The following is a 19,650-nucleotide window of genomic DNA, read 5'->3' on the forward strand; positions in this document are numbered from 1 at the left end:
AACGGACGTTCGATCGCCAGCGATCGGCGGGGATAACTAGCCCTGATCATGAGCGATCCTTTCGACGGCACGCAAGCGGACGGGGGTGGCGCGGGGGTTCTCAGCGATCTCGGACTCCGAGGCGCGTTCCGCGCCCCGGGTGACGAGCCGGAACCGTGGCTCGTGTTCGGGGAGCACGACCGGGAGACCGGGCGGAGCGGTGCTCGTGGTGGCAGCAGCGAAGGTCCGCTTGGTGATCCGGTCCTCCAGGGAGTGATAGGACAACACCACGACGCGACCGCCGAGCTCCGTGAGGTCGAGAGCCGCCGGAAGAGCGCGTCCGTAGGCGCCGAGCTCGTCGTTGACCTCGATCCGCAGGGCCTGGAACGTGCGCTTCGCCGGATTGCCGCCGGTGCGGCGCGCGGGCGCGGGGATCGCGTCGCGGACCAGCTCGACCAGCCGCGCGCTGCGCTCGAAGGGCTCGCGCTCGCGCTCGCGCACGATGGTGCGGGCGATCTTGCGCGCGAACTTCTCCTCGCCGTAGTCGCGCAGCACATGGGTGAGCGCGTTCTCGTCGTAGCTGTTGAGCACCTCGGCCGCCGTGAGCGGGTCGTCGGGGTTCATGCGCATGTCCAGCGGAGCGTCCTGGGCGTAGGCGAACCCGCGTTCGGCCTGGTCGAGCTGCATCGAGGACACACCGAGGTCGAAGAGCACGCCGGTCACCCGATCGGCACCGGCACCGCGGACGGCATCGGCGATCTCGTCGTAGACGGCATGGACCGGCGTGAAGCGGTCGCCGAAGGGCTCCAGGCGCGCGCTCGCGCGGCGCAGGGCGTCTCCGTCGCGGTCGATGCCGATCACCCTCGCCTCGCCGAAACGCTCCAGCATCGCCTCGCTGTGTCCACCGAGGCCGAGGGTCGTGTCGACCAGGACCGGGGCAGCGGCGGCGAGCACGGCGGGTTCCAGCAGGTCCAGCACACGGTCGGCGACCACCGGGACGTGCCGCGGCGCCGTCACCACGCCCCCAGGACGGCGGAGAGGACGAACACCACCACGGTGCTCGCACCGAGCGACACCGCCATGACGGCGAGGCGCTCGGCGACCTGCACGCGGATACGCGGATCAGGCTTCGGATCGGTGCTCGCGAGCGCCGATCCCCGCCCGCATGGTTCTGACACCGGGGAAGGGATGTCAGATCCACCCAGGCGGGCATCGCCACCCGCGAGACCGGTCAGAAGATGCCCGGCATCACCTCGTCGGACATGTCCGCGAACTCGTCCTCCTGCTCGGAGGAGAACTCCTCCCAGCGCCGCGAGTCCCAGATCTCGATGCGATCCATCGCGCCGACGACCGTGCACTCGCGCTCGAGGCTCGCCCATTCGCGCAGCACCGGAGGAACCGAGATCCGCCCCTGCTTGTCCGGGGTCTCCGAGGAGGCGCCGGAGAAGAGCATGCGCAGGAAGTTGCGTGCCTGCCGATTGGTGAAGGGCGTGTTGCGCACCCGATCGGTGAACTCGTTGAACGACTCGGTCGTCCAGCCGTAGATGCAGTGCTCCTGGCCGCGCGTGAGGATCACGCCCTGCTCCAGCCGCGGCCGGAACTTCGCCGGCAGGAAGAGCCTCCCCTTGTCGTCCAGCCGTGGGGTGTAGGTGCCGAAGAAGTTGGTGACGTCGGGATTCACCACGGCCCTCCTCACCTCGCGTCTCGAGCCACATGGGCGGCTGCTCCTTCACTAGCTCCTCCATTTTGCACCACTCTAACCCACTATGCACCACCTTTCTCCTCAGCGTGGGACGATACGCACCGTGTCGCCCCCAGGACATGACAAAGGCCCCACCGGCGAAATGCCTGTGGGGCCAATGAAAAAGCCGCCCTCACCTCACGGTGGGGCGGCTGGTGGTGGAGAGTGGTGCGTCAGTGGAGCGACATCATCGTCCGTCGTCCTGTCGACGGTTCCAGCGCTCCTCCATCCGATCGACGAAGGAACCGGACTGCGGCTTGCCGCCGCGAGGACCACCGGATCCGGCGGGAGCCTCGTCGCCGCCGATCATGCCCTGGCGCCATGTGCGGATGAAGGCGTACGACGCGCCCACCATCACCACGAAGCCGGCTGCGCCGAGCCAGGTGGAGGCGGTCACGGCGCCGCCCAGCAGCAGACCCATGCCGATGACGAAGGCCACGGCCGCGAGCGCGACGATCTTGCGGTGGCGGGCGGCCAGCTTCGATCCCCGCAGGGTCGAGGCGAAGTCGGGATCTTCCTCAGCCAGCGACTGCTCCAGCTGGGCCAGCAGGCGGGCCTCTTCGTCTGAAAGCGGCACGATGGACTCCTTGCTCGGTGGTTAGGACAATTCTAGGCAGGCGATCTGCTGGAGACCACCCGAGCAGGCTGCGAATTCGTGACGCTCCCGCGCGGCGCTCTCGAGCGCGAACAGCGATTCGCGCGCACCGGGCTCCACATCGACGACCGCACTCGGAACGAGATCGGCGAAAACCCGCAGCCCGCGGGTCGCCGCCGGACGGAACCCCGCCGCGGCGAGCAGGGCGTCGAGCTCCTCGCTGAAATAGCGCCTCGGCCCGTGCTCATCAGGAGTCCAGTGAGCGACCGGACGCTCCACCAGCGCCTGGGCCGCCGCGAAGTCACCCGCGACGGCACGCGCGATCGCCGCGCTCACCCGACCGGGCACCACGATGCTCAAGCGACCGGACGGAGCGAGGGTGCGAGCCACCTCGCGCAGAGCGGTGACGGGGTCGTCGACGTGCTCGACCACGCCGTGGCACAGCACGAGATCGATCGAGGCGGGCTCGAGGTGATCGGCGAGATCCCCGGTGTCCCCGAGCACCTGGGAGATGGCGACGCCCGCGTCGTCGGCCCGGCGGGCCAGAGCGGCCAGGGCGTCCGGACTCGGATCGACCACGACGACCTCATGTCCTTCGGCGGCCACCCGGACGGCGTCGCCGCCCGTGCCTCCCCCGATATCGAGGACCCGCAGCGGCCGGGCCTCGTCGGGGGCTGCTGCCTCGAGCGCATCGCGCACTGCCTGCCACATGACCTCCGCACGCACCGGTCCCATAGGACCACCCTAGAGGCTCCCCCGGCCCCCGCGCCCCGTCGCCCACGGTGCCGTGGGCGGTGAGTCATCACGCACCCGCCCCGCGCACCCCGCCACGAGCGGTGAGTCATCACGCAGTTCGACGTGGAAAGTGCGGGACAGCTCACCGCCCGCGGCACGAATGCGGGATGGCTCACCACCGAGGGAGATGTCAGCGGCGCGGGACCTCGCCGAGGTGGCTCGCGATCGCGGCCGTCGCCAGGCCGATCAACTCCAGCGAAGCTCCGGGATGCGCGTGCGCCCCGCCGAAGAAGAGACCGTCGCGGGCATGCGCTCCAGGACGCTCCACCGCGGCATGCCATCCACGCCAGGCCCACCCGTCGTGCCCGAGCAAGACCAGCTCCCGCGGGGCCAGGTCACGGCGGGACTCGACCAGATCGTGCCAGCGGAGTCCTCCTTCGGCGAGCGCGTCGAGCGCGTCACCGCCCGCCCGGTTCTCGATGACCCAGTGCGACGGCCCCGACCTCCACACCCGCAACGGGCGCTCGGCGTGGAGCACGACATCGTCCGGGACACCGGGGTCGTCGGAGAGCCGCAGCAGCGTCCGCGGCGCCGGGATGCGCCGCACCAGGGCTGGTTCGGGCGTGGAGGCCGGAAGATCCGGCGCACACCAGACCACGACATCGGCCTCCACCGGCCCGGCATCGGTCTCGACGCCCGTGATCCAGCCGGCTGGGCTGCGACACACGTCCGTCGCCGTCGTCGCCGGCCGCACATCGACCTTCCGCTCCCCCATCCGCCGGGTCAGCGCATCGGCGAGGGCGGGCATGCCTCCGTCGAAGCTCCACCGGCCGAAGTTCCGTTCGACGTAGTGCCAGACGGCCGTGACGCCCGGGGTGTGCATCGGATCGTCGCCCTCGAGCCGGGCGGCATCGAGCACCATCGATCGCAGTCGACGATCGCGCAGCTCACGCCGGGCGACCCGCCGCAAGGACCGCCTCGGCCGGATCTGCCGCCGGTATCCCGGTTCGAGGATGCCGTCGTAGACCTCGTCGAGGACCCGCCTTCGCAGGGCATCCCACCGCGGGGCGAGCGAGTCCACCCAGGGCGACCACTGGTCGGTGCCGAGGACCTGTTCGACGGCGGCGCTCTGGTCGCCGCGCATGCCGAAGGGCAGATCGAGCACCTCACGCCGGCGTCCGCGCACGAAGACATGCCGCCGCGGGGGCGCGGGAACCAGATCGAGCACCCGGTCCAGCTGACGCCCGGACTTGCGGAAGAGATCGCGGAAGACCCCCGGGAGCGTCACGGTCTCCGGATACAGCTGCCAGGCATGGTCGTCCCACCAGAAGCCGCGCAGCCGTCCCCCGAGCTCGTCGCCCCGTTCGACCAGCGTGACCTCGTGACGGAGCTTGGCGAGTCTCGCGGCCGCACTCAGACCGGCGAAGCCTCCACCGACGACCACGACGCGCGCCATGGGCCGCAGCTTACGGCGTCACCGCGGGCGGTGAGTCATCACGCACCCGAGCGCCGGAAGTGCGTGATAGCTCACCGCCCGCGGGCCGATGGGGAGCCTGGGTCAGATGAGACCTTCGTCGCGCAGCGACTGGAAGATCTCACGGGTGGCCTTCGAGCGGTTCAGCGTCATGAAGTGCAGACCGGGCGCACCCGCGGCGAGCACGTCGCGACACAGCTGGGTCGCGAGCTCGATCCCCTTCGCCCGCACGGCCGCGCGATCATCGGCGAGCGGCTCGATCTGCTCGAGCACCTCAGGCGGCAGCGCGGCACCGGACAACTCGGCCATGCGCGAGACCTGCGCGAAGTTGAGGATCGGCATGATCCCCGGGATGACGGGGAGGTCACATCCACGAGCGTCGAGTCGTCGCACGAGGTCGACATAGTCGCTCGCGCGGAAGAACAGCTGGGTGATCGCGAACTCCGCGCCGGCCTCGGCCTTCGAGACCAGCACGTCGGCGCACGCATCGCGATCCGCGGCATCGGGATGTCCCTCGGGAAAGGCCGCGACGCCGACGGTGAGGCCGCCGAGGCGCGCGGCGAGCTCGACCAGCTCCAGCGCGTGGTCCATGCCCTCGGGATGCCGCTCCCACGGTGCACGGGGCCCGCCCTGCGGATCGCCGCGCAGCACCAGGACGTGGTCGACACCGGCGGCGAGGTACTGCTTGAGCACGTTCTCGATCTCGGCGGTGCTCTGCCCCACGAGGGTCAGGTGACCCACCGGCTTCATCGAGGACTCCCGGGCGATCCGCTCCGTGACCCGGATCGTGCGGTCCTGATGCGTACCACCCGCGCCGTAGGTCACGGAGACGAAGGTCGGATCGAGGGGTTCGAGCTCGGCAATCGTCTGCCACAGCTGTGCCTCGCCTTCATCGTCCTTCGGGGGAAAGAACTCGAAGGACGTGGTCGGGCGGTCGCTGCGGAGGGCGTCGACGAGAGAGCGGTCGGGTGCAGGCACGGCACCACGGTATCGTCGTCGGCGTGACGAGCCCCCTCGACGATCCCACATTCCGAGAGAGCGTGGGCCGCGAGCTCGTGCGCTTCGCGGATCTGCAGCGCCGTCGTCTCGCCGAGGTCGACGACGAGGTCGCCGGGCTCGTGGACGCCGCGGCGGACTTCGTCGGCGGCGGCAAGCTCCTGCGCCCGCTGTTCTGCTACGCCGGCTGGCTCATCGGTGGCGGCGCCCCCGATGACGCCCGGATCGCCCGCGCGGCCTCGGCCTTCGAGTGGCTCCAGGGCAGCGCCCTCGTGCACGACGACCTGATGGACGGCTCGGACACCCGTCGTGGACGCCCCAGCGTCCATCGCGCCTTCGAGCAGACCCATCGAAGCGAAGGCCGCGTGGGCGATCCCGAACGCTTCGGCGAACAGGTCGCGGTCCTGCTCGGCGACCTCCTGCTCAGCTGGGCCGATGACGTGATCCGCTCGGTGCCGCAGGACGCGGACTGGCACCTCACCGACGCTCTCGCGTACTGGAATCTGGCGAAATCCGAGGTCATCGCGGGACAGTACCTCGACATCGTGGCGCAGACCCGCGATCGGCTCGACGCGGACGACGCGCTGCGGGTCGTCCGGTTCAAGTCTGCGAAGTACACCGTGGAACGCCCCCTGCACATCGGCGCCGCGCTGGCCGGCGCGGCGCCCGAGCTCATCGAGGGATTGTCGGCCGTCGCCCTCCCCCTCGGCGAGGCGTTCCAGCTGCGTGACGACGTCCTCGGCGTGTTCGGCGACCCGGCGACCACGGGCAAGCCGGCCGGCGACGATCTTCGCGAGGGCAAACGCACCGTGCTCATCGCTCGTGCGGCCGAGCGGAGCGACGCCCGCCGGCTCTTCTCGCTGCTAGGGCGCGACGACACGGTCGAGGAGCTGACCGCGCTCATCGACGAGAGCGGAGCGCGCGCCGATGTCGAGGCGGAGATCGGCCGGCTGGAGGCACGGTCCGATGCGGCGCTGGCGGCCCTCGGCGACCACGCCGTCGCAATACTCGGCCCGCTCGCCCGGGCCACGACACGCCGCGTACGCTGACCCCGGGCACGCCATCACGGGGCAGATCAGCCGTCCTCTCCGTGCGGTTCTCTACACTCGAAGGGGCTCTGGACGAGCCCCTTTCCCAGGTTCAGGAGGACTGACGTGAGCGTCGCCGGAGATCAGGCGCTCGTCGGGCATACGCTCGACGGGCGTTACGTGATCCATGAGCGCATCGCTCGCGGAGGCATGGCCAGCGTCTTCCGGGCCACGGATCTACGGCTCGATCGCGTCGTGGCAGTCAAGATCATGCACGCCGATCTCGGGGACGCGGACGACTTCCGGCAGCGCTTCGTCGCCGAGGCCAAGGCCGCGGCCAAGCTGAACCATCGCCACGTCGTGGCGGTGTTCGATCAGGGCACCGACGGCGACATCACCTATCTGGTCATGGAGTACGTGCCGGGGCGCACGCTGCGCGATGTCGTCCGCGACACCGCACCGATGTCTCCGCAGCAGGCGCTCGCCTTCCTCGACCCGATCCTGCAGGCCCTGTCCGAGGCCCATGCCGCCCGGCTGATCCACCGCGACGTCAAGCCCGAGAACGTCCTCATCACGCCGGCCGGCGATGTGAAGGTCGCCGACTTCGGCCTCGCCCGCGCGGTCAGCACCTCCACCACGCACTCCGGCGGCGGCGCCCTGATCGGCACGGTCTCCTATCTGGCGCCCGAGGTCGTCCTGCACCGCGGCGCCGATCCGCGCGCCGATGTCTACGCCTGCGGGGCGATGCTCTTCGAGATGCTCACGGGCGACAAGCCGCACGCGGCCGACACCCCGATCCAGGTCGCCTATCTGCACGTCAACGAGGATGTCGCCCCGCCGTCGACCCTCGTGCCCGAGCTCCCCGACTATGTCGACGCGCTGGTCGCGCGGGCCACCGCCCGCGATCCTGAACGGCGATCGCCCGATGCCCGCGCTCTCCTGCACCAGGTGCGCCAGGTCCGGCACGCCCTCGCCGCCGGCCTGCCCGATGACCCGGAGCTGGCCGCCGACCTGCGCCCCTCCCGTCGCCCCGATGCCGCCGACGAGCCCACGCAGCAGGTGGATCTCACCGGCTATCCCCTGAGCGCCGACGAGCACGCGACCGTGGCCACGCGCGCCGCCCTCCCCGAGCACACCATGGCCTGGACTCCGGCGGCGGTGGGCGCAGTCGAGGAGGAGCAGGCCGAGGAGGCACCCGCACCGCGTCGGCGTCCGCGCCGCGGTGCGGTCCTGCTGCTGGCCGCTCTGGTCGCCCTCGCCGTGGTCGCATTCGCCGGCTGGTATCTCGCGGACGGCCGCTACACCGACGCCCCCGATCTCACCAGCATGAGCCGCGAGGACGCCGTCTCGGCAGCGGAGTCGGCGGGCTTCGAGGTGGAGTTCGCCCCGGACGCCTTCGACGAGGAGATCCCGGCCGACCACGTGATCTCGACCGATCCCGAACCCGGGGAGCGCGTGCTGCCCGGGACGCTCATCTCGATCACGGTCTCCAAGGGACAGGAACGCTATGAGATCCCCGACCTCGCCGGCAAGACCCTCGACGAGGCCCGCACGATCATCGGCTCGCTGAATCTGCAGATCGGCGAGACCCCCGAGGAGTTCCACGAGGAGATTCCCGAGGGCAGCGTCATCCGCATCGCCGACCACGAGGTCGGCGAGCAGGTCAAGCGCGACACCTCGCTCGACCTCGTCATCAGCAAGGGCCGCGAACCGATCGCCATCACCGACTTCACCGGCAAGACGGCCGACGAGGCACAGGCCGGTCTGCAGGAGGCCGGATTCCTCGTCAATGTCGAGGAGCAGTTCAGCGACGAGGTCGACGAGGGCGTCGTGATCTCGCAGAACCCGCAGGGCGGCAGCGCCTTCCGCGGCGACACGGTGACCATCGTGGTCTCGCAGGGCCCGGAGATCATCGAGGTGCCGGACCTGTCGGGCATGACTGAGGACGAGGCGCGCAAGGCGTTGGAGGATCTCGGCCTGGAGATCAACGCGACGCGCAATCCGCTCGCCGGCGACGATCCGAAGGTGCGCTTCCAGAGCCCCAGCGCCGGATCCGAGCGCGAGCGCGGTGACACCGTCACCGTCTTCTTCAGCTAGCCGCCCCGCTGGGCGGTGACCTACGCACCCCTCCCACGGAAGGGCGGTGACGTACGCACGTCTCGGGCCTGGCGAGAGGTGCGTGGATCACCGCTCCCCGCCCGTGAGGGGTGCGTAGGTCACCGCCCAGCGGCAGGAGGGGTCAGTTGTGGCCGAGCATCTCCGCGACGAGGAAGGCCAGCTCGAGCGACTGCGCCCGGTTGAGGCGCGGATCGCACAGCGTCTCGTAGCGGGTCTCCAGGTCGGCGGCCGAGAGCCGCGAACCGCCGCCGACGCACTCGGTGACGTCGTCGCCGGTCAGTTCGACGTGCAGGCCTCCGGGCCAGGTGCCGAGCGAACGGTGCACCTCGAAGAACCCACGGACCTCGTCGATGACCGCGTCGAAGTCGCGGGTCTTGTAGCCGTTGTCGGTGGCGAAGGTGTTGCCGTGCATCGGATCGGTCACCCACGCGACCTCGACACCGGCCGCGCCGACCTTCTCGATGAGCTGCGGCAGCAGGTCGCGGATCTTCTCCGCGCCGAAGCGGGTGATGAAGGTGACCTTGCCGGGGGTGCGCTCGGGATTGAGCTTCTCGTACAGCGCGATCGCGTCATCGGCGGTCGACGTGGGGCCGAGCTTGACGCCGATCGGATTGGCGATATGGCTGAGGAGCTCCACGTGCGCGCCGTCGAGCTGGCGGGTGCGCTCACCGATCCACACGAAATGGCCCGAGACATCGTACGGTCGCTCCGTGCGCGAGTCGATGCGCGTGAGGGCGTGCTCGTACTCCAGCACCAGCGCCTCGTGCGAGGAGTAGAAGTCGACCGTGTGCAGCTCGGCCGGGTCGGACCCGATCGCGGACATGAAGGCCAGGGCGCGGTCGATCTCCGCGCCGACGCGCTCGTAGCGCTCGCCGACCGGGCTGCTGCGCACGAAGTCGGTGTTCCACTCGTGCATCTGGCGCAGGTCGGCGTAGCCGCCGGTGGTGAAGGCGCGGATGAGGTTCAGCGTGGAGCTCGATGCGTGGTAGACGTCCAGCAGACGCTGGGGGTCGTGGCGGCGGGCCTCGGGGGTGAACTCGAAGCCGTTCACGGCATCGCCGCGGTACGCGGGCAGCGTGACACCGTCGCGCGTCTCGGCATCGCTCGAGCGCGGCTTGGCGAACTGTCCGGCCAGGCGTCCGACCTTCACCACCGGCACGCTCGCGGCGTAGGTGAGGACGACGGCCATCGACAACAGCACCCGCAGCTTGTTACGGGTGTTCTCGGCCGTCACGCCCTCGAAGGTCTCGGCGCAATCCCCGCCCTGCAGCAGGAAGGCCTCGCCGCGGGCGACGGCGGCCATCTTGTCGCGCAGGGCATCGCACTCGCCCGCAAAGACCAGCGGCGGCATCTTCCGCAGCGTGTCGACCGTGCGGTCACGGTCGATCGAATCGGCGTAGGTCGGCTGCTGTGCGGCGCCGATCGCGCGCAGGTCGTCAAGGCTGGGAATGCTCACCGCACCAGGATACGCGGTCGCCATCGGCGGCCGGATCGTGGTTTCGCCTACTCGGCGATCTCGTCCCAGACCTCGTCGGCCGCCGCCTTCTCCTCGGCCTTGCGCTCGGCATCGGCGCGCTCCTTGTCACGCTTCTTGGCATCCTGCGCGTAGAGGTCGACGTACTCCTGTCCGGAGAGGTTCATGATCTCGTACATGATCTCGTCGGTCACCGCGCGCAGGATGAAGCGATCGCCCTCGAGCCCTTCGTAGCGGCTGAAATCGAGGGGCTCACCGAAGCGGACACCGGGCTTGGCGAAGCGCCCGAAGACCTTGCCGGGAGGGGCGATCACGTCGGTATTGATGACCGCTACCGGGATGACCGGCACCTTGGCCTCCAGCGCGACCCGGGCGACACCCGTGCGCCCGCGATAGAGCTTGCCGTCGTGGGAGCGCGTGCCCTCGGGGAAGATGCCGCACACCTCTCCCTCGGACAACAGCCGCAGCTGCGTCTTGAGCGCCCCGGCGGCGGAGGATCCGCTCGTGCGATCGATGGGGACCTGGCCGGTGCCGCCGAAGAACTTCTTCTGCAGCCAGCCCTTGACGCCCGGCGCCTCGAAGTACTCGGCCTTCGCCACGAAGGTCACTCGACGCGGCATCACCAGCGGCATGAACAGCCAGTCGCTGTAAGAGAGGTGATTGACGGCCAGGATGACCGGGCCCTCGGACGGCACGTTCTCGAGCCCCTCGGCGAACGGACGGAAGATGACGCGCAGCAGCGGGCCCAACGCCAGGTACTTCAAGAACCAGTAGAGCACGACGGAACCATACCTCCCCTGGCCCGCGCGGCCCCACTGGTGCGAGGATGTCGCCATGGACGAGCGCGACGAGCGCGACGCATTCGATCGGATCGTCGAGGGGCTGGATCTGGATCTCAGCGATCTGCCCGACCTCGACGAGGCCGCCGAACGTCATGCCCGCGAACGTGAGTCGGAGGATGTCGTGCCCGCCGGTCCGGCCGACCTCGACGATGATCTCCCGCCGGAGCTGCGCGATGACGATGGCGACGACGAGGTGCCGTTCTACCGCCAGGTCCCTCCGGCACGCGTCCGCCCGGCTCCGGGCACCGGGCTGGCCTGGGTCGGCGTGCTCGCGGCACCCGTCGTGCTGATCGCATCGTTCCTGTTCGACTTCTGGGTCGCCAGCTGGCTCATTGCTCTGCTGACGGTCGCCTCGATCGTCTCGGTGGCCTGGCTGTTCTGGCGGCTCCCCGAACGCGGACCCTCGCACCGGGACTGGCCAGACGACGGCGCCGAGCTGTGATCCTGGCCATGTCGGCGGCGCCGATGAGGCCGGCCTCGGGGCCCAGGTGCGCTCCGACGATGCGCGCCTCAGCGCGATAGCCGCGACCGGTCAGGCTCCGACCGAAGGCCGCCCGCGCCGGCCCCAGCAGCAGATCGCCGTTCGCGCTCACCCCTCCGCCCACGACGAACACCGCCGGATCGAGGGCGGCCGCGACATTGGCCAGTCCGACACCGAGCCAGTCGCCGACCTCCGTCAGCCAGGCGACCGCCTCCTCCTCGCCCTGTGCGGCGAAGCGGCCGACCAGCGTGCCGTCGACCCGCGCGCGGTTCCCGTCCGCCGCGGCGAGCAGCGCGGCTCCGAAGGACGTCCCCTCCTCGACCGCCGCCTGTGCTCGCCGCTGGAGCACACGGCCGCTGGCGTACTGCTCCCAGCAGCCGCTGTTGCCGCACTCGCAGGGCCGGCCGTCGGGGACGACCTGCATGTGACCGAACTCCCCGGCGATGCCGAAGTGGCCTCGATAGGGCTGGCCGTCGATGACGATCGCCCCGCCGATGCCGGTCCCGAGGGTCACCATCACCAGATCGGCCTCGTTCTGCGCCGCGCCGAACCGCCACTCGGCCCAGCCGCTCGCGTTCGCATCGTTGTCGACGAGCACCGGTAGCCGCGTCCGCCGGGCGATGGCATCGCGCAGCGGCTCGTGGCGCCACGCCAGGTGCGGAGAGAACACGACCGTGGACTGCGAGGCGTCGACATAGCCGGCAGCCCCGACGCCGAGGGCCCGCACGGGCCAGTCCTCGCGGAACTCCGCGGTGATCTCGGCGATCGCGTCGACCATCGCGACGGGATCGGTGGTGGGCGTCTCGCGCCGGCTCTGCGCCAGCAGGCGCCCGTCCTCGTCGACGACTCCCGCGGCGATCTTGGTCCCGCCGATGTCGATGCCGATCGCGAGCCGGTCAGCCATCGCTCGCCCCGGCGATCGCCTCGACACGCTTCTTCAATCCCTTGAGCGCCGTGTCGACGATGACCTTCTCCGCCTTGCGCTTCAGCATGCCCAGCAGCGGCACCTTGACATCGACGCGCAGTTGATAGGTCACCTCGGTGCCGGTGTCGACCGGACGCAGCAGATAGGCGCCGTCCATCGCGGTGAGCATCGAGGCATCGCCGTGGAGGCTCCAAGAGACTCCGCGATCGCCGTCCCAGTCGTAACGCAAGGTGAACTCGTCGCTGATCGGCGCCGCGGCGAGCACGAATCGTACGTCGAGGGCGCGACCGTCCGGCCCCTCGGCGAGGATCTCGGCCTCCTGCATGCCGGTGGCCCATTGCGGATAGCGCTCGAAGTCGGCGATCACCGCCATGACATCGGCCGCCGGCGCGGTCACGACGATGCTGCTCTCGGTGCGCGCCATCGAAATCTCCTGGGTCAGTGGTGAACGGCCGGGAACATCGCTCCCCGTACAGCCTAGCGAGGGGCGGCGGTGCGCAGCGGGCACCGGAGGTAGGGTGGCGGACTGTGAGTACCGCAGCGCCTGCCAGTGATCTCGGCAACCTCTCGCACGACCTGCTGGACCGCGTCGTCGAGGCGCCCGACGAGGTCGCACTGCGCCGGCGGGTCGACGGTGCCTGGCGCGAGGTCACCACACGCGAGTTCCATGCCCAGGTGGTGGCCGCCGCGAAGGGCCTGGTGGCTGAGGGCGTGCAGGCCGGCGACCGGGTCGCGATCGTCGCCAAGACCCGCTACGAGTGGACGGTGCTCGACTACGCGATCTGGTGGGCGGGTGCCGTCAGCGTGCCGGTCTACGAGACCTCCTCGGCCTCGCAGATCGCCTGGATCCTCTCCGACTCGGGGGCCACCCACGTCTTCGTCGAGACCGAGGAGCATCGCGACCGCGTCGAAGAGGCGCGGTCCGAGGCCCCGGCAGTCGGCAGGGTCCGGGCCATCGAGGACGTCCTGACCGCGCTGCCCGCCGCGGGCGAGGATGTCGACGACGCCACCATCGACGAGCGTCTCGCGACGCTGTCCTCGGAGTCGATCGCCACGCTCATCTACACCTCGGGGACCACCGGGCGGCCCAAGGGTTGTGAGCTGACCCACGGGAACTTCCGCGCCGAGCTGGGCGGTGCCATCGACGTGCTGCCGGAGATGTTCGCCGAGCCCGAGGCCTCGACGCTCCTCTTCCTGCCCCTCGCCCACGTCTTCGCGCGGATCATCCAGATCGGCGCGATCCGCTCGGGCGCCGTGCTCGGGCACACCGCCGACATCCCCGATCTCGTGGAGCATCTCGGCGAGTTCCAGCCCACCTTCGTGCTCGGCGTGCCACGCGTGTTCGAGAAGGTCTTCAACTCCGCCAGCGCCAAGGCCTACGCGGAGGGCAAGGGCAAGATCTTCGACCGCGCCGCTCAGGCGGCGATCGCCTACAGCCGCGCCACCGAGGACGGTGGTCGCGCGGGCCTCGGACTGCGCCTTCGTCACTCGCTCTTCGACCGGCTCGTGTACGGCAAGCTGCGCGACGCGCTCGGCGGCAAGGCACGGTATGCGATCTCGGGAGGCGCTCCCCTGGGCGATCGCCTCGGCCACTTCTACCGCGGCATCGGCGTCATCGTGCTGGAGGGCTACGGCCTCACCGAGACCACCGCGGCCCTCGCGGCCAACCGGGTCGAGCGGCAGCGCATGGGCACCGTCGGTCTGCCCTTCCCCGACACCGAGGTACGGGTCGCCGAGGACGGCGAGCTGCTCTTTCGTGGTCCGCAGGTCTTCGGCGGCTACTGGAACAACCCGGAGGCGACCGCGCAGGTGCTCACGGAGGACGGCTGGTTCCACACCGGCGACCTGGGTGAGATCGATGACGACGGCTTCATTCGGATCACCGGGCGCAAGAAGGAGATCATCGTCACGGCGGGCGGCAAGAACGTCTCGCCCAGCGTGCTGGAAGACCGCGTGCGGGCCCACCCGTATGTGAGCCAGTGCCTCGTGGTGGGCGATGGCAAGCCGTTCATCGGCGCACTCGTGACGATCGACCAGGAGCACTGGGAGGGGTCGCTCGACGACGAGGAGCTACGCGACGCGGTCCAGGGCGCCATCGACGAGGCCAACACCCAGGTGTCCCGGGCGGAGTCGATCCGCAAGTTCGTGATCCTCGACGAGGACTGGACCGAGGGCAACGGCTATCTGACCCCCTCGTTCAAGGTGAAGCGGCCGGTCGTGCTGCGCGACTTCCACGACCTGGTCGAGTCCCTGTACGTCCGCTGAGCGCCCTCACCCGGTGGCGGTAGCCATCAACCCTACGTCGCCGGCGGCGGTAGGCCATCAACCTCACCCTGCCGGCAGAGGTAGAGCATCAACCGTATGCGGGACCGGTAGGGGTGATGGCGTACCGCTACCAGCCGGTTCCTCAGGACGCGAGCGCGACCAGGTAGTCCTGCCATCGCGCCGTCACGGACGCCAGATCGGTGCCGAGCATCTCGCGCAGGGCCACGTCCACCTCAGCTCCGTCGACGACGGCATCATAGAACTCCCGCACCCGCTCGTCGCCGTACTCCTCGACGAGCATCCGGATCGCCAGCCAGGCCGACTCGTACACCGCGGTGACGCGTTCGGCATCGCCGAAGTCCTGAGGCCCGGGTAGCGCCGCCGGCGGACCCTCGCGACGCACCTCCGCCAGGATGCGCCCCGCGCTCGTCTCCAGCCCCGCGGCGTCCCCGCGCAGAGCGATCTCATCGGCGTAGCCCTCGGCCACCCACATCTCGACCCGCGACCCGACGACCCGGGTCAGCTGGTGCACGGCTTCATGGACCAGGACGATGCGACGACCCCGCTCGTCCATCCCGGCGAAGACCGCCGGATTCAGCGCGACGACCGCCCCCGCGTCCGATGTCGCGTCCAGACGAGTGGTGACCGCGGCGATGGCGGCAGCCTCATCGGGAGCACGGCCGGCGAGCCGTCCGAGCGCGGCGTCGGTCGGCGGCACGACCAGGACGAATCGGTCGGCGGCCGTCTCGCCCAGTTCCTCACGCGCTCGCTGGGCAGCCGCGGTGGCGATGGGCGCGAGCTCGGCCATGTCGTCACTCGCATCCTCGAGGGCGACGACCACGGCATCGGCGTCGGCGTCGACAGCGATCTCGCCGGCCAGCCACAACGGAAGGGGCTCGCCCCCGCGGTGATCCGTGCCGGCCCAGGCGAATCGATCCCCGTCGGGACGCATCACCAGCTGGACCTCGCTGGCACGTTCCGCTGCGGGAAGCACAGAGCCGTCCGTCTGCCAGGTGACGCGGACGGTGACGGTCGTCGAGCCGTCGTCGCGGGTGGGGGCCTGTCCCCCGTCGACATAGCCGAAGCGAACCTTCTGGCCGCCGAGGAGATCGAGCGCAGCCGCGGCGGTCCTAGCGGTCTCGGTGCCGCCGGCCGCGGTGACGAGCTCCTCTCCGGTCGCGTCGCTCATCGCCCGCAGCTGCTGATCGATGACGCGCGCGGGGTCATCGGGATAGGACACATCGTCCACCGACGACGATGGGCGCCAGGGCTGCTGCCATAGCAGCACCCCGGCGCCCATCACGATCAGCGCGGCGAGGGCGAGCAGATTGGCTCGCACCACCCGCGAAGGGCCCGCCGTGGGCCCCTCAGGCATGGTGTCGGTCGATCAGCCGACGCGGGCGGCGACGTCGAACCCGCCGAGGCCGACGATCTCGACGGTCTTGCCCGGACGCGGAGCGTGGATGACCTGGCCGTTGCCGATGTACATGCCGATATGCGACATGCTCGAGTACGCCACGAGGTCGCCCGGCTGGACCTCGCTGAGCGGGATCCGCGTGCCGGCATCGATCTGCGGGCCCACGACGCGCGGTAGCGAGACGCCCGCAGCCGCCCAGGCGGCCTGGGTCAGACCCGAGCAGTCCCAGCTGTCGGGTCCGGTGCCGCCGTAGACATAGGGGTCGCCGAGCTGGGCGAGGGCGAACTCGATCGCCGCCTGTGCATTGCCGCTGCCCGGGGGGATCTCGACATCGGGCGCCTCGGTCTCGCCGGGAGCGTTGATCTCCTCCTGCTGCGCGGCATCGAGACGATCGAGATCGGCCTTGGCCTGCTCGTAGGCGCTCTGAACCTCGGCCTGCTTCTCCTCGGCCTCGGCCACCGCGGCCTCGAGCTTGGCGCGATGCTGCTCGAGCTGCTTCTGGCGGTTCTGCAGGTCGCGGTTGGTGTCGGAGAACGCGTCGAGGGCCTCCGAACGCGAGGTGTTGAGCGCGTCGACGGCGCTCAGCCCGTCCAAGAAGACCTGGGCGTCCTTGCTCGCGATGAGGTTCACCGTCGGGCCGAGCGGAGCATCCAGGTGCTGCTGCACGATGGCGGACTCGAGCTCGGTGCGCTGCGAGTCGTACTGCGCCTGGACCTGCTCGATCTCCTGCGTGAGCGCGTCGATGCGGCGCTGCAGCGTCTCTTGATCCTCGGTGAGCTGGTTGACCTCCTCATTGGCCGCCTCGGCGGCGTGGAAGGCCTGCTCGACGTCGTCGGCGGTGACCTGCGGGTCAGCCTGTGCCGACGTCAGACTCATGACGGCCGCGAGGCCCAATGACGTCGTTCCGACGGCGAACGCGCGAAGGCGCGTCGTGCGATGCGTGCGTGGCACGGATCAACTCCTGCTCGATACCTCGACGCCTACCGGGTGAGCTGACGGATTCGGGCTCAAGGCTGCCCTACCCCGACGGACATGGTCCGGCGAGGATTCACCCCACACTGATTGGTTCCCCGGTCCGCCCGAAGGCGATTCGGCGGTGCCATCGCCCCCATCGGTCGATGGAGTTCATCGATGACACAAGGCATCACTCTAGGCAACGAGCGGGGTTGATTCAACTCGCGTCTCGGTGCGTCGGTGGATTGTCGAGGGTCATCAACCGAAGTGGGGGGACGAGTCCGGAATCAGCGAGGGCATCGAGGGCGGAACGCTCGGCGTCATCGAGGGCGACGACATCCTGCGGCGGCCCCAGCAGCACGCTGACGACACAGTCGCCGCAGGCCCCGGGGCTGCGGACGACGCAGCTGTCGCAGTCGACGACGAGCGGGTCCGCGCCCGGGACGGGAAGCGGTGTGGCAAAGCTCATGTCCTTCATGTGCTCGACGCTAGGGAGACCCACTGACACTTTCGCTCCGGCGTGTCACGAGCCGCGCACTGTGCGCGGCTCGGGCGGAAATGACAGTGGCCGTCCCTAGGGTGATCGGCGTGTTCCAACCCAGCTTCGAGGACCTCGGCCGCCCCCTGCACGACACCACGTTCTGCGTCGTCGACCTGGAGACCACCGGAGGCTCCCCCGCCAAGGGCTCCAAGATCACCGAGGTCGGCGCGGTCAAGGTCCGCGGCGGGGACGTGCTCGGAGAGTTCCAGACGCTCGTCAACCCCGATGAGTCGATCCCGGCGTTCATCACCGTGCTCACCGGCATCACCGACCAGATGGTCATCGACGCGCCGCGCATCGCCGAGGTCCTGCCGAGCTTCCTGGAGTTCGCGCAGGGCACCGTGCTCGTCGCCCACAACGCCCCCTTCGACACCGGCTTCCTCAAGCACGCCGCCGCGGAGTTGGAGCTGCCCTGGCCGCGCTTCGAGGTCCTGGACACCGCGGTGATCGCCCGTCGCGCTCTCCTGCGCGACGAGGTCCCCAATGTCAAACTCGCCACGCTCGCGGCACGCTTCTCCGATGTCGTCCCCGATCATCGTGCACTCACCGACGCACGGGCCACCGTCGACGTCCTGCACACGCTGTTCGAGAGGCTCGGCTCCCTCGGCGTGGACACACTCGAGGAGGTTCGCGACCTCACGGCAGCCGTCGCGCCGGCGCAGCGGCGGCGCCGCCATCTCGCCGACGGGCTGCCCGACGGTCCGGGCGTCTATCTCTTCCGCGATCGCGACGAGCGGGTCCTCTATGTCGGCACCTCCCGGTCCCTCCGCAAACGGGTGCGTTCCTATTTCACGCGGTCCGAGACCCGCTCGCGCATGGGCGAGATGCTCGCGATCGCCGAGCGCGTCGACACCGTGTCGTGCAGCACCGCCCTCGAGGCCGGGGTTCGCGAGCTACGGCTGATCGACGCGCATCGCCCGCCCTACAACCGGCGTTCCAAATTCCCCGAGCGCCAGTCGTGGATCAAGCTCACGCGGGAACCGTGGCCGCGGCTCTCGATCGTGACCCGGGTCAGCGACGATGCCGACTACATCGGGCCCTTCCGTCGAGCCGCGGCGGAGGCGGCCGTGGCCGCATTGCACGAGACCTTCCAAGTGCGCCAGTGCACCACGCGATTCGGCAAGGAGCCACGCCGATCACCGTGTGCTCTCGCCGACCTCGGTCGCTGCCTCTCCCCCTGTGACGGCTCGGTCGACGCCGCGGCGTACGCCGTCGAGGTGGAGCGTCTGCGAGATGCCCTGCGTGGAGACCGACACGGCGCCGTCGTGGAGCGGATCGATGCCAAGATGCGCGAGCAGGCCGAGCGGGAGCGATACGAGCAAGCCGGTGTCTGGCGCGATCGGCTCACCGCCTTCCTGCGCGGCAGCCGGCGTGCTCAGCGGATCGCCGGGCTCGCCGGGGCTCCGCAGCTGATCGCGGCATCTCCCCACCCCGACGGCTGGGAAGTCCACATCGTCCGCCACGGCCGGTTGGCGGCTGCGGGAATCCTCCCCCGGCGTGCGGCGACCTGGCCCTGGATCGAGGCCCTCGTGGCCACCGCCGAGTCGGTGGCCGCACCCACCGGGCCGGCGCCGGCGGCCCTCGTCGAGGAGACCGAGGCGGTGCTCCGCTGGCTCGAGCAGCCCGGGGTGCGGCTCATCGAAGGGACGTGGGCGTCTCCGCGGTGGAGCACCGCACGCCACCTCGACCGCTATGAGGTCGATCGATCTATGCTCACTGTGTGATCACCGCGATTGTCTTCATCGAGGCCGAGGTCTCGCAGATCTCCGAGATCGCCCAGCAGATCGCCGAGATCTCCGGGGTCAGCGAGGTCTACTCCGTGACCGGCGAGCTGGATCTCATCGCCATGGTGCGCGTGCGCTCTCACGACGAGATCGCCCGCGTCGTCCCCGACCGCATCAACAAGGTGCCCGGCGTGCTCAGCACCCAGACGCAGATCGCCTATCGTGCCTTCAGCCGCCACGACCTCGAGGACGCCTTCTCCATCGGCCTCGACTGACGCCCGACCCGCCCGGACCCGGGCCCAAGTTCCCCAGATTTGGCCAGTTGTGGCCCGTTTTCCAGGCGTGAACCGGGCCACAACTG

Annotated in this window: 20 protein-coding genes and 1 riboswitch; of the genes, 6 read left to right on the forward strand and 14 right to left on the reverse strand. The window is 70.0% G+C overall.

What is annotated here, in order from left to right:
- Positions 1-36 precede the first annotated feature (36 nt).
- The 7 genes from rsmH to metF all read right to left on the reverse strand — a co-directional run bounded on the left by rsmH (position 37) and on the right by metF (position 5,502).
- Positions 37-996 (reverse strand): 16S rRNA (cytosine(1402)-N(4))-methyltransferase RsmH, encoded by a 960-nt coding sequence (gene rsmH / locus JL108_RS12795; RefSeq protein ID WP_205198631.1) that lies wholly within the window; start codon positions 994-996, stop codon positions 37-39.
- Positions 993-1,157, reverse strand: a complete 165-nt coding sequence (locus tag JL108_RS12800; RefSeq protein ID WP_185973068.1) for a hypothetical protein — start codon at positions 1,155-1,157, stop codon at positions 993-995. The genes rsmH and JL108_RS12800 overlap by 4 nt, the downstream gene beginning before the upstream one ends.
- Positions 1,158-1,210: 53 nt before the next feature.
- A complete protein-coding gene (mraZ, locus tag JL108_RS12805; RefSeq protein WP_143913126.1) occupies positions 1,211-1,660 on the reverse strand; it encodes a division/cell wall cluster transcriptional repressor MraZ in 450 nt (149 codons plus the stop codon).
- A 247-nt stretch (positions 1,661-1,907) separates the two neighbouring features.
- Positions 1,908-2,297, reverse strand: coding sequence for a DUF3040 domain-containing protein (locus JL108_RS12810; RefSeq protein ID WP_185973067.1), 390 nt, complete (start codon positions 2,295-2,297; stop codon positions 1,908-1,910).
- A 21-nt stretch (positions 2,298-2,318) separates the two neighbouring features.
- Complete coding sequence (locus JL108_RS12815; RefSeq protein ID WP_205198632.1) at positions 2,319-3,050, reverse strand: bifunctional 2-polyprenyl-6-hydroxyphenol methylase/3-demethylubiquinol 3-O-methyltransferase UbiG; 732 nt, start codon at positions 3,048-3,050, stop codon at positions 2,319-2,321.
- A 190-nt stretch (positions 3,051-3,240) separates the two neighbouring features.
- Positions 3,241-4,506 carry an FAD-dependent oxidoreductase gene (locus JL108_RS12820; protein ID WP_205198633.1) on the reverse strand — a complete coding sequence of 422 codons (1,266 nt, stop codon included), beginning with the start codon at positions 4,504-4,506 and terminating at the stop codon, positions 3,241-3,243.
- A 102-nt stretch (positions 4,507-4,608) separates the two neighbouring features.
- The gene (gene metF / locus JL108_RS12825; protein WP_307837264.1) at positions 4,609-5,502 is read right to left on the reverse strand and encodes a methylenetetrahydrofolate reductase [NAD(P)H]; all 894 of its coding nucleotides are present in this window, start codon (positions 5,500-5,502) and stop codon (positions 4,609-4,611) included.
- Between the two features lie 23 nt (positions 5,503-5,525).
- Between metF and JL108_RS12830 the strand changes: the two genes are divergently transcribed.
- Positions 5,526-6,569, forward strand: a complete 1,044-nt coding sequence (locus tag JL108_RS12830) for a polyprenyl synthetase family protein (RefSeq protein ID WP_205198635.1) — start codon at positions 5,526-5,528, stop codon at positions 6,567-6,569.
- Between the two features lie 105 nt (positions 6,570-6,674).
- Positions 6,675-8,645 (forward strand): Stk1 family PASTA domain-containing Ser/Thr kinase, encoded by a 1,971-nt coding sequence (gene pknB, locus JL108_RS12835; protein ID WP_205198636.1) that lies wholly within the window; start codon positions 6,675-6,677, stop codon positions 8,643-8,645.
- 142 nt (positions 8,646-8,787) lie between these two features.
- Here pknB and JL108_RS12840 read toward each other — a convergent pair whose 3' ends face one another.
- On the reverse strand, positions 8,788-10,146 hold the full coding sequence (locus JL108_RS12840) for a class II 3-deoxy-7-phosphoheptulonate synthase (protein WP_205198637.1): 1,359 nt from the start codon (positions 10,144-10,146) through the stop codon (positions 8,788-8,790).
- A gap of 23 nt (positions 10,147-10,169) precedes the next feature.
- Positions 10,170-10,919 carry a 1-acyl-sn-glycerol-3-phosphate acyltransferase gene (locus tag JL108_RS12845; protein WP_205198638.1) on the reverse strand — a complete coding sequence of 250 codons (750 nt, stop codon included), beginning with the start codon at positions 10,917-10,919 and terminating at the stop codon, positions 10,170-10,172.
- A 55-nt stretch (positions 10,920-10,974) separates the two neighbouring features.
- Between JL108_RS12845 and JL108_RS12850 the strand changes: the two genes are divergently transcribed.
- Positions 10,975-11,424, forward strand: coding sequence for a hypothetical protein (locus tag JL108_RS12850; RefSeq protein WP_143913117.1), 450 nt, complete (start codon positions 10,975-10,977; stop codon positions 11,422-11,424).
- On the opposite strand, the gene JL108_RS12855 is transcribed toward JL108_RS12850, so the two are convergent.
- Both JL108_RS12855 and JL108_RS12860 read right to left on the reverse strand, forming a co-directional pair.
- Positions 11,312-12,367 carry an ROK family glucokinase gene (locus JL108_RS12855; RefSeq protein WP_205198639.1) on the reverse strand — a complete coding sequence of 352 codons (1,056 nt, stop codon included), beginning with the start codon at positions 12,365-12,367 and terminating at the stop codon, positions 11,312-11,314. The genes JL108_RS12850 and JL108_RS12855 overlap by 113 nt on opposite strands.
- A complete protein-coding gene (locus JL108_RS12860; RefSeq protein ID WP_205198640.1) occupies positions 12,360-12,812 on the reverse strand; it encodes an SRPBCC family protein in 453 nt (150 codons plus the stop codon). Before JL108_RS12860 ends, JL108_RS12855 begins: the two co-directional genes overlap by 8 nt.
- Positions 12,813-12,916: 104 nt before the next feature.
- On the opposite strand from JL108_RS12860, the gene JL108_RS12865 reads away from it, so the two are divergent.
- The gene (locus JL108_RS12865) at positions 12,917-14,653 is read left to right on the forward strand and encodes a long-chain fatty acid--CoA ligase (protein WP_205198641.1); all 1,737 of its coding nucleotides are present in this window, start codon (positions 12,917-12,919) and stop codon (positions 14,651-14,653) included.
- A gap of 142 nt (positions 14,654-14,795) precedes the next feature.
- On the opposite strand, the gene JL108_RS12870 is transcribed toward JL108_RS12865, so the two are convergent.
- The 3 genes from JL108_RS12870 to JL108_RS12880 form a co-directional block, all read right to left on the reverse strand.
- The gene (locus tag JL108_RS12870; protein ID WP_205198642.1) at positions 14,796-16,028 is read right to left on the reverse strand and encodes a hypothetical protein; all 1,233 of its coding nucleotides are present in this window, start codon (positions 16,026-16,028) and stop codon (positions 14,796-14,798) included.
- Between the two features lie 12 nt (positions 16,029-16,040).
- Positions 16,041-17,021 carry an NlpC/P60 family protein gene (locus JL108_RS12875; protein ID WP_205198643.1) on the reverse strand — a complete coding sequence of 327 codons (981 nt, stop codon included), beginning with the start codon at positions 17,019-17,021 and terminating at the stop codon, positions 16,041-16,043.
- 11 nt (positions 17,022-17,032) lie between these two features.
- A riboswitch (cyclic di-AMP (ydaO/yuaA leader) is annotated at positions 17,033-17,176 on the reverse strand.
- A 65-nt stretch (positions 17,177-17,241) separates the two neighbouring features.
- A complete protein-coding gene (locus JL108_RS12880) occupies positions 17,242-17,502 on the reverse strand; it encodes a hypothetical protein (RefSeq protein ID WP_240191025.1) in 261 nt (86 codons plus the stop codon).
- 110 nt (positions 17,503-17,612) lie between these two features.
- Here JL108_RS12880 and JL108_RS12885 point away from each other — a divergent pair, with 110 nt between their 5' ends.
- Both JL108_RS12885 and JL108_RS12890 read left to right on the forward strand, forming a co-directional pair.
- On the forward strand, positions 17,613-19,289 hold the full coding sequence (locus tag JL108_RS12885) for a DEDD exonuclease domain-containing protein (RefSeq protein ID WP_307837266.1): 1,677 nt from the start codon (positions 17,613-17,615) through the stop codon (positions 19,287-19,289).
- Positions 19,286-19,564: an Lrp/AsnC family transcriptional regulator gene (locus JL108_RS12890; protein WP_087624002.1), complete on the forward strand. Its 279-nt coding sequence runs from the start codon at positions 19,286-19,288 to the stop codon at positions 19,562-19,564. The genes JL108_RS12885 and JL108_RS12890 overlap by 4 nt, the downstream gene beginning before the upstream one ends.
- Positions 19,565-19,650 lie beyond the last annotated feature (86 nt).

The sequence above is a fragment of the Aeromicrobium sp. YIM 150415 genome, assembly GCF_016918125.1.
GTDB lineage: Bacteria > Actinomycetota > Actinomycetes > Propionibacteriales > Nocardioidaceae > Aeromicrobium > Aeromicrobium piscarium.

Excerpts from the sequence above, each read along its gene's own strand:
- JL108_RS12815 (WP_205198632.1), bottom strand. The coding sequence starts at position 3,050 with ATGGGACCGGTGCGTGCGGAGGTCATGTGGCAGGCAGTGCGCGATGCG.
- JL108_RS12820 (WP_205198633.1), bottom strand. The coding sequence starts at position 4,506 with ATGGCGCGCGTCGTGGTCGTCGGTGGAGGCTTCGCCGGTCTGAGTGCG.
- JL108_RS12840 (WP_205198637.1), bottom strand. The coding sequence starts at position 10,146 with ATGGCGACCGCGTATCCTGGTGCGGTGAGCATTCCCAGCCTTGACGAC.
- JL108_RS12850 (WP_143913117.1), top strand. The coding sequence starts at position 10,975 with ATGGACGAGCGCGACGAGCGCGACGCATTCGATCGGATCGTCGAGGGG.
- JL108_RS12855 (WP_205198639.1), bottom strand. The coding sequence starts at position 12,367 with ATGGCTGACCGGCTCGCGATCGGCATCGACATCGGCGGGACCAAGATC.
- JL108_RS12860 (WP_205198640.1), bottom strand. The coding sequence starts at position 12,812 with ATGGCGCGCACCGAGAGCAGCATCGTCGTGACCGCGCCGGCGGCCGAT.
- JL108_RS12870 (WP_205198642.1), bottom strand. The coding sequence starts at position 16,028 with ATGCCTGAGGGGCCCACGGCGGGCCCTTCGCGGGTGGTGCGAGCCAAT.
- JL108_RS12880 (WP_240191025.1), bottom strand. The coding sequence starts at position 17,502 with ATGAAGGACATGAGCTTTGCCACACCGCTTCCCGTCCCGGGCGCGGAC.